The sequence below is a fragment of the uncultured Dysosmobacter sp. genome, assembly GCF_947631635.1.
Taxonomy (GTDB): domain Bacteria; phylum Bacillota; class Clostridia; order Oscillospirales; family Oscillospiraceae; genus Oscillibacter.
On sequence record NZ_CANRMB010000001.1, the window covers coordinates 38,413 to 52,785 of the forward strand.

The 14,373-nt window shown below is 53.6% G+C and carries 13 protein-coding genes; all 13 read left to right on the forward strand.

The window, feature by feature from the left end; all coding sequences use genetic code 11:
* Positions 1-66 precede the first annotated feature (66 nt).
* The 13 genes from Q0Z71_RS00165 to Q0Z71_RS00225 all read left to right on the forward strand — a co-directional run bounded on the left by Q0Z71_RS00165 (position 67) and on the right by Q0Z71_RS00225 (position 14,280).
* On the forward strand, positions 67-1,497 hold the full coding sequence (locus Q0Z71_RS00165; protein WP_298016438.1) for an FAD-binding oxidoreductase: 1,431 nt from the start codon (positions 67-69) through the stop codon (positions 1,495-1,497).
* Positions 1,498-1,513: 16 nt separating this feature from the next.
* Positions 1,514-2,290: an electron transfer flavoprotein subunit beta/FixA family protein gene (locus tag Q0Z71_RS00170; RefSeq protein WP_298016441.1), complete on the forward strand. Its 777-nt coding sequence runs from the start codon at positions 1,514-1,516 to the stop codon at positions 2,288-2,290.
* 17 nt (positions 2,291-2,307) lie between these two features.
* Positions 2,308-3,291 (forward strand): electron transfer flavoprotein subunit alpha/FixB family protein, encoded by a 984-nt coding sequence (locus Q0Z71_RS00175; RefSeq protein ID WP_298016444.1) that lies wholly within the window; start codon positions 2,308-2,310, stop codon positions 3,289-3,291.
* Between the two features lie 14 nt (positions 3,292-3,305).
* A complete protein-coding gene (locus Q0Z71_RS00180; protein WP_298016448.1) occupies positions 3,306-4,574 on the forward strand; it encodes a LeuA family protein in 1,269 nt (422 codons plus the stop codon).
* Between the two features lie 18 nt (positions 4,575-4,592).
* Positions 4,593-5,363, forward strand: a complete 771-nt coding sequence (locus tag Q0Z71_RS00185; protein ID WP_298016451.1) for a 2-keto-4-pentenoate hydratase — start codon at positions 4,593-4,595, stop codon at positions 5,361-5,363.
* A gap of 40 nt (positions 5,364-5,403) precedes the next feature.
* On the forward strand, positions 5,404-6,180 hold the full coding sequence (locus Q0Z71_RS00190) for an enoyl-CoA hydratase/isomerase family protein (protein WP_298016453.1): 777 nt from the start codon (positions 5,404-5,406) through the stop codon (positions 6,178-6,180).
* A gap of 244 nt (positions 6,181-6,424) precedes the next feature.
* A complete protein-coding gene (locus tag Q0Z71_RS00195; protein ID WP_298016455.1) occupies positions 6,425-7,489 on the forward strand; it encodes a TRAP transporter substrate-binding protein in 1,065 nt (354 codons plus the stop codon).
* Between the two features lie 100 nt (positions 7,490-7,589).
* Positions 7,590-8,099, forward strand: coding sequence for a TRAP transporter small permease (locus Q0Z71_RS00200; RefSeq protein WP_298016459.1), 510 nt, complete (start codon positions 7,590-7,592; stop codon positions 8,097-8,099).
* Positions 8,096-9,370 (forward strand): TRAP transporter large permease, encoded by a 1,275-nt coding sequence (locus Q0Z71_RS00205; protein WP_298016462.1) that lies wholly within the window; start codon positions 8,096-8,098, stop codon positions 9,368-9,370. Before Q0Z71_RS00200 ends, Q0Z71_RS00205 begins: the two co-directional genes overlap by 4 nt.
* Positions 9,371-9,475: 105 nt before the next feature.
* Positions 9,476-10,348: a FadR/GntR family transcriptional regulator gene (locus Q0Z71_RS00210; protein WP_298017287.1), complete on the forward strand. Its 873-nt coding sequence runs from the start codon at positions 9,476-9,478 to the stop codon at positions 10,346-10,348.
* Positions 10,349-10,579: 231 nt separating this feature from the next.
* On the forward strand, positions 10,580-11,659 hold the full coding sequence (locus Q0Z71_RS00215) for an NADH:flavin oxidoreductase (RefSeq protein WP_298016465.1): 1,080 nt from the start codon (positions 10,580-10,582) through the stop codon (positions 11,657-11,659).
* 27 nt (positions 11,660-11,686) lie between these two features.
* Positions 11,687-13,030: a butyryl-CoA:acetate CoA-transferase gene (locus Q0Z71_RS00220; RefSeq protein ID WP_298016468.1), complete on the forward strand. Its 1,344-nt coding sequence runs from the start codon at positions 11,687-11,689 to the stop codon at positions 13,028-13,030.
* 77 nt (positions 13,031-13,107) lie between these two features.
* Complete coding sequence (locus tag Q0Z71_RS00225; RefSeq protein ID WP_298016471.1) at positions 13,108-14,280, forward strand: thiolase family protein; 1,173 nt, start codon at positions 13,108-13,110, stop codon at positions 14,278-14,280.
* The last annotated feature ends 93 nt before the right edge of the window (positions 14,281-14,373 follow it).

Genomic DNA, 14,373 nt, shown 5'->3' on the forward strand with positions numbered 1-14,373 from the left:
GATCTGACAAGAGGATGCCTTGCATGGAAAGGCCCCACCTTAATATTTGAAAGTGAGATTTGAAAGATGACGAAATATAATGCTGTGACGGAAGAAATCATACAGCAGATCAAAGATGCTGCACCAGGTCATGTATTGGTCGGCGACGCGGTCAACGAGGACTATGCGCACGATGAGACCATGCGGGTGGAAACTGTGCCGAAAAAGCCCGATGTGGTAGTAGAGGCGCGGTCCACGGAAGAAGTTGCCGCAGTGATGAAGATCTGCAATGAAAATCACATTCCTGTGACGCCCCGCGGCGCAGGAACCGGCTTATCAGGCGGCGCCTGGCCCCTGATGGGCGGCGTTGTGATCACAACGGAAAAGATGAACAAGATCCTTGGCTATGATGAGACCAATATGATCGTCCGCGTACAGGCCGGCGTTCTGCTGGCAACGCTGGCGGAGGACTGCACGAGCCGCGGCCTGATGTATCCGCCCGATCCCGGTCAGAAGTTTGCAACATTGGGCGGCAACGCCAACACGAATGCCGGCGGTATGCGCGCCGTGAAGTACGGCACCACGAGAGATTATATCCGCGAGATCACGGTTGTGCTGCCGACAGGAAAGATCACGAAGTTTGGCGCTCCTGTGGTGAAGAACAGCTCCGGTTATAGCCTGATGCATTTGATGATCGGGTCTGAGGGCACGCTGGGCATTATTACAGAGCTGACGCTGAAGGTCGTGGCGGCTCCTAAGAAGACCATCAGCCTGTTGGCGCCTTTCGGAAAAGAGGGAGACGGTCTCCGCTGCGTGCCTCGTATGATCCGCGCCGGATTAAATCTGGAGGCGGCGGAATTTATCGACAGGGTATCTGCTGATAAATCTGCTGCATATCTGGGCAAGGAGGTCTTTCCTAAGGTCGTAGACGGCGTGGAGTGTGAGGTCTATCTGCTGATGACCTTTGAGGGCCGGACGGATGACGAGCTGGAACTTGAGGTCGAACGGGCGGCAGAGATCCTGCAGGACAGCGGCTCCGCTGATATTTTGGTGGCAGATACCCCGGCGCTGAAAAAGGAAATGTGGAGTGCCCGGGACAGTCTGCAGGAAGCCCATGTATCCCTTGTGAAGCGGACCTGTTCCTTTGACATCACGATTCCCATCAGCGAGTTGGCCGACTATATGGTGTTCCTGCGGGGACTCGCCGATGAAGAGAAGATTCATTTCAGCTGCTTCGGCCATGCCGGTGACGGCAACCTGCATATTGGCTATTACGATGATTCCCTGAGCAATGAGGAGTTTGACGAGCGGATCGAACGAGTTACTGAAAAGGCTTATGCAAGATGCAAGGAAATCGGCGGCGTGATCAGCGGCGAGCATGGCATTGGCTTTGAGCGTGCAAAGTACCTGCCGGCGCAGGTCGGCGAGGAGTGCATCGAACTGATGCAGGGCATTAAGCAGGTCTTTGACCCCAATTTGATTTTGAATCCCGGCAAGGTTTGCTTTGCGCTGGACTAAAGAAGAGGAAATATCCATGAATTACTTAGTATGTGTAAAACAGGTACCCGACGACTCTGTGCTGGTAACTCTGGATGCAGACGGTTCCCCCGACCTCCAAAGCATTGATCTGACGGTCAATGCCTTTGATACCTATGCGTTGGAGATGATCACACGGGTTCGCGAAAAACAGGGCGAGGGCGAAATTACGGTGCTCACCGTAGGCGGCGAGACTGCTGTTTCGGCACTGCGCAGCTGCTTGAGCGTTGGTGCGGATAAGGCTGCAAGGGTTTGGAACGCCGCTTGTGAGCATACGAATGCCAAGGCGATGAGTGAGATCCTTTATCAGACGATTTCCAAGCAGCTGGAGGACGGCAGGAAGTTTGACGCCATTTTGTGCGGCCTGGAGTCTACGGACACCATGTCTGGACAAGTGGGCGCGCGGCTGGCGGAAAAGCTGGGATATGCGCTGGTCACCGGCGCCGTTTCTATGGAGGCCTTTGAAGACGGTTTTAAGGTTGAGCAGGAGACGGAGAACGGCAGCCGCGTATTGAAGGTTGAGAGACCCTGCGTTATTACAGTCTCCAAGCCCAACTATGATCCCCGCTATCCCACCTTGAAGAGCAAGATGGCGGCGCGGAAAATGCCAATTGAGGATTGGACGCTGGACAGCTATCAAGTCACTGAAAACGCTGCCGCACGCAGCTTTGAGGTGCTTCCGCAGAAGGAAGGCGGCCAGAAGATTATGGAAGAGGACGTAGCATGCAGCGTCCAGAAGGCCATTGCAATCATGGTTGAGGATAAAGTCCTGTAAGTGAGGAGGGGCATGGAATGAAAAAAGATGTATGTGTATGTGTGCAGCTTGTCAATCATGCACCGTCCAACGTTTCTTTGGAAGCGCTTGCGCTTGCAGCGAAGCTGACCGATGGCGAAGGAAAGGTTTCTGCGCTGGTTTTGGGCGCAGAGGAAGCAGATCTGGCCTCCACCCTCATTGCATACGGCGCGGACCGTGTGGTGCTGGTGAAAGGCGGCCGGCTTGCGGAATTTTCTGCGGATGCCTATGTGCAGGCGCTGCATGCCGTTCTTGGCGAGCTGTCTCCCCAAATTGTGCTGCTTGGCAGCACTGGAGAGGGCAAAGAATTGGCCGCGAGAGCTGCGGAGATGTCCTGCGCGGATTATGTGTCTGACGTGATAGATGTAGCCGTTGAGGGAGAAAACCTGTATTGGAAGCGGTTTGCATACAGCGGCTCCGTCATTCAAAAAGAAACTGCGCAGACGGCGTGTGTATTCGCAACCGTAAGACCGAATGCGTTTAAGAAATGCGAACCGGATGCCGCCCGGACTGGTGAAACGCTTGTAAAGGAATATCAGGCAGAGGATCAGGCCTTGAAGACTCAGGTCCTGGAGATGATCACGACCATGAGTGAAGACGCCAAGATCGAAGAGGCTGACATTGTGGTCTGTGCCGGCCGCGGAATGGGCAGCGAGGAAGACTGCAAAGCGCTGCAGGAGCTGGCTGATCTGCTTGGCGGCGTAGTGGGCGGTACCCGCCCTGCTGTTGAAGCCGGCTGGGTGGCAAGAAATAACCTGATCGGTCAGAGCGGCAAGAGCGTGGCGCCCCGCATTTATATTGCGTTTGGCGTATCCGGCGCAGTACAGCACTTGGCGGGCATCTCCGGCGCGGATTATATCGTTGCGGTCAACCGCGATGAGGATGCGGCAATTTTTAATGTGGCAAATGTTGGCATTGTTGCTGACGCGAAACAGGCGTTGACAGTGATGATAGATGAGATCAAACGTATGCAATCAAAGTAAGGAGATGTAACAGCATGAAAAAGTTTGAGGAGTTTGATAATTATCCGTTGGAGGGGCAGCCCTATTACGATGAAAACCGGGCATGGGTTTCTCCGCTGAATTTCCTGGAGGAAAACCTGAAGGACTATCCCGAGGAGATCCAGATCCATGACTGCACGCTGCGTGACGGCGAGCAGACCCCCGGTGTTTCCTATACGCTGGCAGAGCGCCTGCGCATTGCAAAGCAGCTGGATGAGCTGGGTGTCGATCGTATCGAGATCGGTATGCCCATTATTTCTGAGGAACACTGCGAAGCGATCAAGAAGGCTGTCAACATGGGACTGACTGCCAAGGTCGTTCCCTTTGCACGCGCCAACCCCAAGGACATTGAGCTGTCTGTCGCTTGCGGTGCAAGAGACATCATTATCGAGCACAACCTGAACCCCTACACCTGCAAGTATGCATATGGCCTGGATCAGGATGCCCTGCTGCGCCGCATCAGCGAGAGCGTCGCCGCCGCAAAGAAGGAGGGCCTCTGGGTCAACTTCATGGGATGGGACTTTACCCGCGCTCCTCTGGAGTTCAGCCGCAAGGCGCATCAGGCAGCTGTGGACGCCGGTGCAGATGCGATCACGCTGGTGGATACGACCGCTGTTGCGACCCCTGATGCAATCGGCTATGCGGTTCGCAAATTCCACAACTGGTTCCCCAAGACTCAGATCGAGATCCATGTCCACAACGACTTCGGCACCGGCATCGCTTCCTCTCTGATGGCCATTAAGAACGGCGCCAAGGTCATTCATTCTTCCATGAATGCGCTGGGCGAGCGCACCGGCAACGTTGCTACTGAGGATGTTGCGACCACACTGGGCATTTTGCTGGGCGGAAAGGTAAAGACGAATATCAAGCTGGATAAGTTGGCACAGACCGGCCGCGTGATCAGCGACATCACGGGTGTCCGTCCCAATGTGAATAAGACCGTGTTTGGCGAAAACTGCTTTGGCATCGAGACCGGCATCGGCAGCCATCTGTTTGAGAAGATGAGAGCGGTCGGCTTTAACGAGAACAGTGTGTATCCCTTTATCCCCGCTGCGGTGGGCAGAAAGGATATGGAATATCGGATCGGCGCCGCCAGCGGCTCGGTGACCATGCAGTATTATCTGGAGAAAAACGGCATGAGCGCCAGCAAGGAGCAGATTGGCGAGATTGTAAAGGCTGTCAAGGAAGAGAGCGAGGTTCGCAAGGCCCTGCTGACCGAGGAAGAGCTGGTCGAACTCATGAAGAACATTCTGGCAAAAAAATAAGATAAGGGAGAAATTGCTATGACAATGGACAAAGAAAGAATTGCCGCCCTGCTGGTTGAGGCGCAGGAAACGGCAACTCCTCTGACCGCAGAGTTCAAGCAGGATTTCACACTGGAAGAATCCTATGCTGTCCAGAAGCTGGTGAGAGACGAAAAAGTGAGACGCGGCAACCGCGTTTTGGGCAAGAAGATCGGCTTTACCAGCCGCGGAATGCGCGAGAGATTCAATATGCCCAGCCCTGACTACGGCAACCTGTTCAGCAGCGATATGTTCCTGCAGGGCGAGCCCATCGATACCTCCCGCTTTATTGCTCCCAAGGTGGAGGGCGAGATCGCTTTCCTGCTGAAAAAGGATCTGGAAGGCCCCAATGTGACTGCTTATGACGTGCTGGATGCAACTGCGGGCGTTATGGCCTGCCTGGAGTTCGTGGACACCAGATGGGGATTCCCGGTCCAGCCCATCGACACCATTGCCGACAATGCGGCCTGCGGCGGCTTCCTGCTGGGCAGCAAGATGCTTCCCCTGGAGAATCTGGACCTGCGTTACATCGCCATGTACATGATGAGAAATGGCGAGCTGATTAATTCCGGCGCAGGCGTTGAGGTGATGGGCGATCCCATCAACGCCATGATCTGGCTGGCAAACCGCTTGGCCATGCACGGCGATAAGATGCACGCCGGTGATATTTTCCTCTCTGGCGCACTGACCTTTGCTGTGGATGTAAAGGCCGGCGACAACATGAGCGTCTGCTTCAGCGAGCTGGGAAATATCGATGTGAAATTTGTGTAAGACCGGAAGGTTTTTACATCAAAAAAAGGAGGTAAATAAAATGGCGGATCTTGTTCAATTGGAAAAGAGAGACGGTTGGGCCATCATGACGCTGAATGATGCTGCGACCTTAAACTCTCTGCGGATGCCCCTGATCAAGGATATCTCGGCAACATTAGATGAGGTCAATGCAGATCCTTCTCTGCGCGCGGTGGTCATAACCGGTGTCGGCAAAACGTTCATTGCCGGCGGAGACTTGGCGTATATGAAGGACATTGGCTCCGAGGAATCCATGAAGTATGTGGAAGCAAACATGGAAGCCTGCGGAAAGATCTCCTCTTCCTCTAAGATTTTTATCGCAGCGATCAACGGCTTTGCCCTGGGCGGAGGCTGTGAGGTGGCTTTGGCCTGCGACATTCGTATTGCATCCGAAAAGGCCAAGATTGGGTTCCCGGAAGTCACGCTGGGCATTCTGCCCGGTGCAGGCGGCACCCAGCGTCTACCCCGCATCATTGGCATGGGCCGCGCCGCAGAGATGATCCTGACCGGTGAGGTCGTCAACGCACAGGGCGCTCTGGAACTGGGCATCGTTTCTCACGTTGTCCCCGGCGAAGAGCTGATGGCAAAGGCTGAGGAGCTGGTCGAGCGTGTCAAAAAGACCTCTCCGATCGGTGTTGCCGGCGCAAAGAGCTGCCTCTATCAGTCTGCATGCATGGGGCTGGATTCCGGCCTGATGTATGAGAGAAGAATGTGGGGCCTGTGCTTTGCGACGGAGGACAAGCACGAGGGCATGCAGGCATTTTTCGACAAGCGCCCCCCTGTCTTTCAGGGAAAATAAGCGGTATGCTTCTGAACACAGTATATTTCTGCTGTGTTGATGGGAAAAAGCCAAATGTTAAAATTTAGTCAATCACAGCGCATATGCGCTGTGCCACTTGAAAAGTGTAAACCACTTTTCAAGTGATAGGTTTTGTAAAACCGATTTTGGATTTGGATAAAAAAACAGGCCCTTACGATAAGGATAAAATGAGCGGATACACAGAAAAATAACCGAATTTTACAAATGATAAGGGGATAAAAAAATGAAGAAGTTATTTTGCATGGTATTGAGCTTCCTGATGGTGTTGTCTCTGTGCAGCTGCGGCGATAAGTCCAGCGAAGAACCCCCTGCGTCCACAGATGACACCCAGACCACTGAGCCGGCCCAGAGCAGCGAAGATAAGATCATCATGCGCGTCGGCGCTATCGTTCAGGAGAATTCTCAGGGCGGTATCGCAATGGCGCAAGCCCTGAAGCCCTATATTGAGGAAGCGTCCAATGGCCGTATCGAGGTTGAGCTGTATTACAACTCCACCTTGGGCGATGCACGTTCTACCGCTGAGCAGTGCCAGATGGGCACCCTGGAGTGCGGCATTTTTGATGCGCCGACTCTGGGCAGCTTCTGCAAGGCCGTCCAGATTCTGGACCTGCCCTTCCTGTTCAAGGACCTTGATACCTGCCACGCCGCCCTGGACGGCGAGTTCGGCCAGATGATCAAAGACGAGCTGTATGAGGTCGGTCTGGTGTGCGCCCTTGCCGACAACGGCTGGCGTGATATCTCCAACAATGTCCGCGAGATCCGCACCCCTGCCGATATGAAGGGCCTGAAGATCCGCGTGATGGAGACTCCTACTTACATGACCACCATGAAGGCCCTGGGGGCGAACCCCACTCCCATGTCTTTCTCTGAGCTGTATACCGGTCTGTCTCAGGGCACTGTTGACGGCCAGGACAACGGCGTCATCCTGTCTGTGACTGCGGGTCTGCCCGAGGTTCTGAAGTATTACACGCTGGTTGGCTATTGCTACTCTGCCGGCGCCACCGTGGTGAGCCGCACCTGGTACGATTCCCTGGATCCCGAGCTGCAGAAGGTCGTTGACGAGGGCCTGGTAAAGTACACCGAGATGGAGAGACAGCTGCAGGCCGAGATGGAGGCCGCCATGGTTGAGGATATCAAGGCCGCTGGCACCCAGGTGATTGAGCTGACCGAGGAAGAAAAGCAGCAGTGGGTCGAGGCCTGCACCGCTGTGTGGCCCGAGCTGACCAAGGATATGGACCCCGATCTGGTCGCCGCTGCCAAGACTGTTAACGAGGATTACGGCGCCTGAGGATAACAGGGGAACGCATTTGCTCCCTACTCGTTCCATGAGAATTACAAATGTGTTGGCAGATGGGGAGACCCATCTGCCAACACAGGAGGAGACGGCATTGAAAGAGAAAATTTCCTTAAAATCCATATGGGATAATTTAGAAGAAATCATTTTGATTCCCAGTTTGACGATCTCTGTTGTGATCATTTTCATTCAGGTCTGCATGCGCTATATCTTCAACAACTCCCTTTCCTGGAGTGAGGAATTGGCGAGATATATGTTTATCTGGCAGGTCTGGCTTGGAATTTCCCTTGCGGCAAAAAAGAAATCTCATCTTCGCATCACACTGGTTTTCGGTCTGGTAAAAGGAAACGCGGCCAAGGTTCTGAATCTGATTGTGGATGTGATTTTTTTCGTCTTTGGCCTGCTGATCACGAAATACGGCATGGACGTCGTTATGCAGATCGCCCACTTCCAGCAGAAATCGGCGGCTCTGCAGCTCCCGATGCAGTATGTCTATGCGGCGATCCCTGTTGGCGCGCTGCTGATGTCCATCCGTCTGCTGGAGGATCTTGTCAGGGGTGTAAAAGGGATGGCGGCAAAGAGAGAGGACGGTGAAGTGAAATGACATCTATTATTCTTCTTTGCGTGCTGATGATTGTGTTCATTGCACTGAGCCTGCCGATCGGCGTGGCATTGGGCCTGTCTACGGCGCTCGTGATTTTGCAGTCAGGCTCCGGCTCTCTGATGGCGATCGTCCAGTATGTATTTAATGGACTGAACTCCTTTACGCTGCTGGCGATTCCCTTCTTCGTTCTCGCCGGCAACCTGATGGCGCTTGGCGGCATTTCCCGCCGGATCGTGGACTTCTTTGACCAGCTGGTGGGACGGTTCACAGGCGGCATGGGCGTTGTCACCACTGTGGCCTGTATGTTTTTCGCGGCAATTTCCGGTTCCGGCCCCGCAACGGTTTCCGCGATCGGCGGTATGATGTATCCGGAAATGGTGAAGCGCGACTATGACGGCGGCTATTCTGCGGCCCTTACGGCGTGCGCGGGCACCATCGGCGTTATTATTCCGCCCAGCATTCCCTTTGTTATTTATGGCGTAGCGGTTAATGCGTCGATCGGCGACCTGTTTACCGCCGGTATCGTTCCCGGCATCCTGATCGGCGTGGGATTGATCATTGTCAACTATTTCGTTTCCAAGAAACACGGCTATCGGGGTTCTGAGAAGGCTGATAAGCACCTCCTTAAGGCATTTAAAGAATCCTTCTTCGCATTGATGACTCCCGTCATTATCCTCGGCGGTATTTATGCCGGTGTGTTCACTCCCACGGAAGCTGCTGTGGTGGCCATTGTGTACGCGGTGATCGTCGGCAAGTTCGTCTATAAAGAGCTTACCATGGATGTGGTTGTCAACAGTATCCGGAGCACGGTCGATCAACTGGGCCAGATTGGCCTGGCAATGGCCCTGTCTGCGGCATTCTCCGCCTATTTGGCGACCGAGCAGATCCCTGTAAAGCTGGCAAAGCTGATCACGTCCACATTCAGCTCCGGAGTTTTGATCATGCTGGTGATCCTCGGCATCCTGCTGATCGTGGGATGCTTTGTCGACAACATCTCCGCCTGCTTGATTTTGGCGCCTGTTTTCGTTCCCATTGCCACTGCAATCGGGTATGATCCCGTCCATTTCGGCATTATCATGACCATCGCTCTGGCGATCGGCTTCGTAACGCCGCCCTTTGGCGTGAACCTGTTCGTTGCATCCTCCATGTGCGGTTTGTCCATTGAAAAGATCACAAAGCGCATCTGGGGCCTGATTATCAGTATGGTCATTGTGCTGCTGCTGGTTACCTTTGTGGAGCCGATCAGCATGGGTTTGGTTCGTTTGCTTTAATGGTTTTATCATGATCCTGCCTGGGTACCGGTGCGGAGGTTCGCATTTGCACGCAGGCAGGACCCCCAACTTACATGTCGTCTCCGAGATCCTCTGTTGTATGAAGTGGCAAAAAAGCCGGACCGCCTCAAATTTAGATTGCAAAGAAAGGGGGGGCGGTATAAAATATACCTATTACTACTTCCTGCAGATGAATGTGCTGGTGTTGCTGAGAAAATTGCTGAACGAGCCGACAATGTTTTCAACAGCATGGAGGGACGCATGAGAGAAAGCGCACACGAAATTATCTACAATTACATCAGACAAATGATCGCAGCACGGCAGCTGAAGATCGGCGATGCGCTGCTGCCTGAGAGAGAGCTGGCAAAGATGTTTGGCCTCTCCAGAAATTCCGTGCGGGAATCGCTGAGAGCCCTTTCCCTGATTGGAGTCGTTGAATGCAGGCAGGGCTCTGGAAATTATATTTCTGAGAGATTTTATAACGTTGAAGCGGAAACTCTTTTCCTGACGTCGAAGCTCTGCAACGTCACCAATCTGGATATTACAAACTACCGCTGTGTGATGGAAAAAGGCGGGGTGATGCTGGCCACCCAAAACCGGACGGAGCGGCAGATGGAAGCTTTGCAGCGGTGTGTAGAAAAAATGTGGAGTGCAGTTGATGAGGACGGATATATAATCGACGGGAAAGCGCTGAATGAGGCGGATGAGGAATTTCACCGGATCCTCGCGGTGTCCTCGGGCAATAAACTCCTTCAGACCAATATCGAGGCGCTTTCGCTGGTGATGAGAGAGTATGTGCATGACGTCTGGAACGAAGTCTGGAAGGGCGCTGGTTTTGGCAGCGACGAAGTCGCGCGATTGAGGCTTCAAGAGATCGGCATCCATCAAGAGATCATTGATGCAATGCGGGACAGAGATCTCGATGCCGGACAGAAGGCCATGCAGGCGCATTTTGATATGGTCTATCAGTTCCTCTGAGCATGGAGGAGCAAATGCAACTAAATTGCTGCTGCGCTTTTTTCTCGGTTTATTGGTTGAGCCAATTTGAGATTTGAGAAAAGAATAACGACATAGGCAGATCGTGTTATCCACCAAAGCAATGGCAATTTTAAGGCCGCTCAAATTGGTTGACCCAATTTAGGGGCGTCATGCAGCAGAAACAAAAATATTGAGCGTTAAAGAGCGGAAAGCAAAGAAGGGAGCGTCCGTATGAAGAAAATCTTTGAAACAGTGTCTCTGGGAAATCTGACAATTAAAAACCGCCTGGTTCGCAGCGCGACGATGGAAGTTGGCGGGGCAAAGGACGGCTGCATCACACCTGCGCTGGGGGATATCTATGAAGAGCTGTCTGTTGGCGGTGTTGGCCTGATCATTACAGGCATGATGGGAGTCGCCCCCAATTCCTGTGTGAATTCCGGCATGACAAAAATCTACGCCCCTGAGTTTTCCGATGCGTTTGCAAAAATCGCAGAGCGCGTACATGAGCATGGCAGCAAAATCGTTGTTCAGCTGGGACATTGCGGAGTGAAGTCCAGGGAGCTGGATGGCGCCGACGTGGCATTCGGCCCCTCGAGTATTCCGGATAGAACGCCGCCTGTCCGCGAGATCACGAAGGAGGAGATCGCAGACCTTGTCAAGGCATACGGCGCCGCAGCCCTGAAGTGCAAGGAGGCCGGTGCGGATGGCGTGCAGATCCACGCTGCCCACGGTTATTTGCTGAGCGAATTTTTGAGCCCCATTTACAACAAGAGAACTGACGAATACGGCGGCGAGGGCCGCGCAAAGATCCTGTTTGAAGTATATGATGAGATTCGCCGGCAGGTTGGCGCAGATTATCCCATTTTGGTCAAGATCAATGGCGACGATATCGCGCCCGGCGGTGTATCTGAGGAAGAGTTTACGAAAAATTGCGAGGAGTTGGCCCGCAGAGGCATTGACGCCATCGAAGTGAGCTGCGGGATTGCCATTGATAAGACCTCCAACTCCACGCAGGGCAGCCGGCAGGACGAGGCGTATAACGCCCCCATGGCCAACCGGCTGGCGCAGAAGATCAACACGGCCATCATCAGCGTTGGCGGCTACCGTTCCATCGAAAAGATCGAGGAAGTGCTGAATGGAGGGAATATTGCGGCGATTTCCATGTGCCGCGCTTTGATCCGTGAGCCGGGACTGCCCAAGCGCTGGGAGGCGGGCGATCGGAAAAAGGCGGCGTGCGTTGCCTGCTCAAGATGCTTTGCATCTTCCAAGCATGGCTGCTATCTGCTCCTGAACAGCGCTGCTGAAAAATAAGGGCCCCCCTGGAAGCGGAGTAAGCACATGAATGATTTTGAAAAGATGTACGCAGAAAAACTGCGTTCGGCAGAGGAGGCAGTCAAGGTCGTCAAATCCGGAGATTGGATTGATTACGGCTTCTGCACCGGCACTCCCAGAGTGCTGGATCAGGCTCTTGCAGCAAGATATGAAGAACTGAGCGATGTGAATGTGCGCGGAGCGATTTTGCTGGAGGCTCCCGCAATCATGTCGGTTCCCAATGTGAAAGAGCATTTCACTTGGAACTCCTGGCATATGACAGCGGTCGACCGAAAGATGGCCGCAACTGGCGCGGTCTATTATATGTCGATGCGTTATTCTGAAATGCCCAAATCCTACCGCACTTGCCTGGACCCGATCGCGGTGGCTATGCTGCAGGTCACTCCAATGGATGAAGAAGGGTATTTCAATTTCGGACCGAACGCATCGCATTTGAAAGCGGTCTGCGACCGTGCAGATGTGGTTATTGTTGAGGTCAATCAGAAGATGCCCCGCTGCTTGGGCAGCTACGACGAAAGGGTCCATATTTCTGAGGTGGACTATATTGTGGAGGGCAGCAATCTGCCTCTGGCAAATATGCCCTCCAAAGAGCCCAATGAAGTGGATATTGCGGTGGCAAATCTGATCGTACCGGAGATCCCCAACGGAGCCTGTTTGCAGCTTGGCATCGGGGGAATGCCCAACGCAGTCGGTTCGCTGATCGCAAAAACAGACTTGAAGGATCTGGGCATTCACAGCGAGATGTATGTGGATTCCTTTGTGGACCTGGTGGAAGCCGGGAAGATTAACGGCAGCAAGAAGAATATTGACAAAAATCTGCAGACCTACACCTTTGGCGCAGGTTCGGAGCGGCTGTATCAATATCTGGACGGAAATCCGAGCTGCAATATTGCGGCGGTTGACTATGTGAATGATGTCAGCGTGATCGCGCAGCTGGATAACTTTATTTCCGTCAATAATGCCATCGATATTGATCTGATGGGCCAGATCAATGCAGAGAGTGCAGGCATCCGCCATATTTCCGGATGCGGCGGTCAGATGGACTTCGTTTTGGGAGCGTTTTTGTCAAAGGGCGGAAAGAGCTTTATCTGTATGTCCTCCGCGTTTATGAACAAAAAAGGAGAGCTTGAATCAAGAATTAAGCCCACCCTGGCCCCTGGTTCGGCCATTACCTGCACAAGAGCCAATTTGCATTATTTGGTTACGGAGCAGGGGATGGTGAACCTGAAGGGCTGCTCCACCTGGGAGCGGGCGGAGCGCATCATTTCCATTGCGCATCCCCAATTCCGCGAAGAACTGATCCGGAATGCAGAAGCCATGCGGATCTGGCGGAGAAGCAACCGCCGATAAGTTCAAATTAAAAAAACATGAAACGAAGACGGGGCGGGGAACCCCGTCGGTCCAAAAGTATAAAAGGAGAAAATAAAATGGCTAGACTTGAAAATGTTGTTGTTGTGGCCTATGGCCGCTCTGCGATTGGCCGCGCAGGCAAGAAGGGCGCTCTCCGCGAGACGCATCCTCTGGATCTGGGCGCCGGCGTTCTGAAGGGGATCCTGGAGACCAAACTGCCTCAGCTCGACCCTGCATTGATCGATGATGTGGTGATGGGCTGCGCCAACCAGGATATGAAGCAGGGTTATAACCCCGCACGAATGGTGACGAATGCGGCAGGTGTTCCTTACAGCGTTCCCGCAATGAGCATCAACCGTTTCTGCTCTTCCGGACTGCAGGCGATTGCAATTGGCGCCGCCGAAATCGAATCCGGTCTTTCCAATATCGTCGTTGCAGGTGGCCTTGAGTCTATGACGGCCGTGCCTTTGACCTATGACCGGACGCCTTATTACGCACAGTCCATCGTTGAGAATGACCCCAATCAGTATATTTCCATGGGCATGACCGCTGAAAATGTCGCTGAGAGATATCATATCACCAGAGACGAGATGGAAGAGATGGCCGTGAGAAGCCATGAAAAGGCAGCTGCGGCTCAGGAAGCCGGGAAGTTTGACAATGAGATCATCCCGCTGCCCGGTGTTGATGAAGATGGCAATCCTATCGTTTTTGACAAGGATCAGGGGATTCGCAAGGGGACCACGAAGGAGATCCTGGCAAAGCTGAAGCCCTGCTTCAAGGAAGACGGCGTGGTGACTGCCGCAACTTCTTCTCAGACCAGCGACGGTGCCTCTTTTGTGGTGCTGATGTCTGTAAACAAGGCCAAAGAACTGGGAATTAAGCCGATCGCAAAGTTTATCGGATTTGCCGTTGCAGGCTGCGATCCTGCATATATGGGCACCGGCCCCATGTATGCGGTGCCCAAGGTGATGGAGCTGACGGGCTTGACCGTGGATGACATGGACGTGATTGAGATCAACGAGGCCTTTGCCGCGCAGGCGATTCCTTGCATCCGTACGTTGAAGATGAATATGGACAAGGTGAATCCCAATGGCGGCGCAATGGCGCTGGGGCATCCGCTGGGTGCGACGGGCGCGATCCTGACCTGCAAAGCGCTGAACGAGTTGAGCCGCACCGGCGGCAAATATGCGCTGGTCACCATGTGCATCGGCGGCGGCCAGGGCGCAGCCGGCATTTACGAGATGTGCTGAATCCCGCTGCGGGAAGAGTGCACATGAGATGATATAGTCAACGCGGTTGAAAAGGAGCACAGGCTCCTTTTCAACCGGCGGGCCAATGGCCCG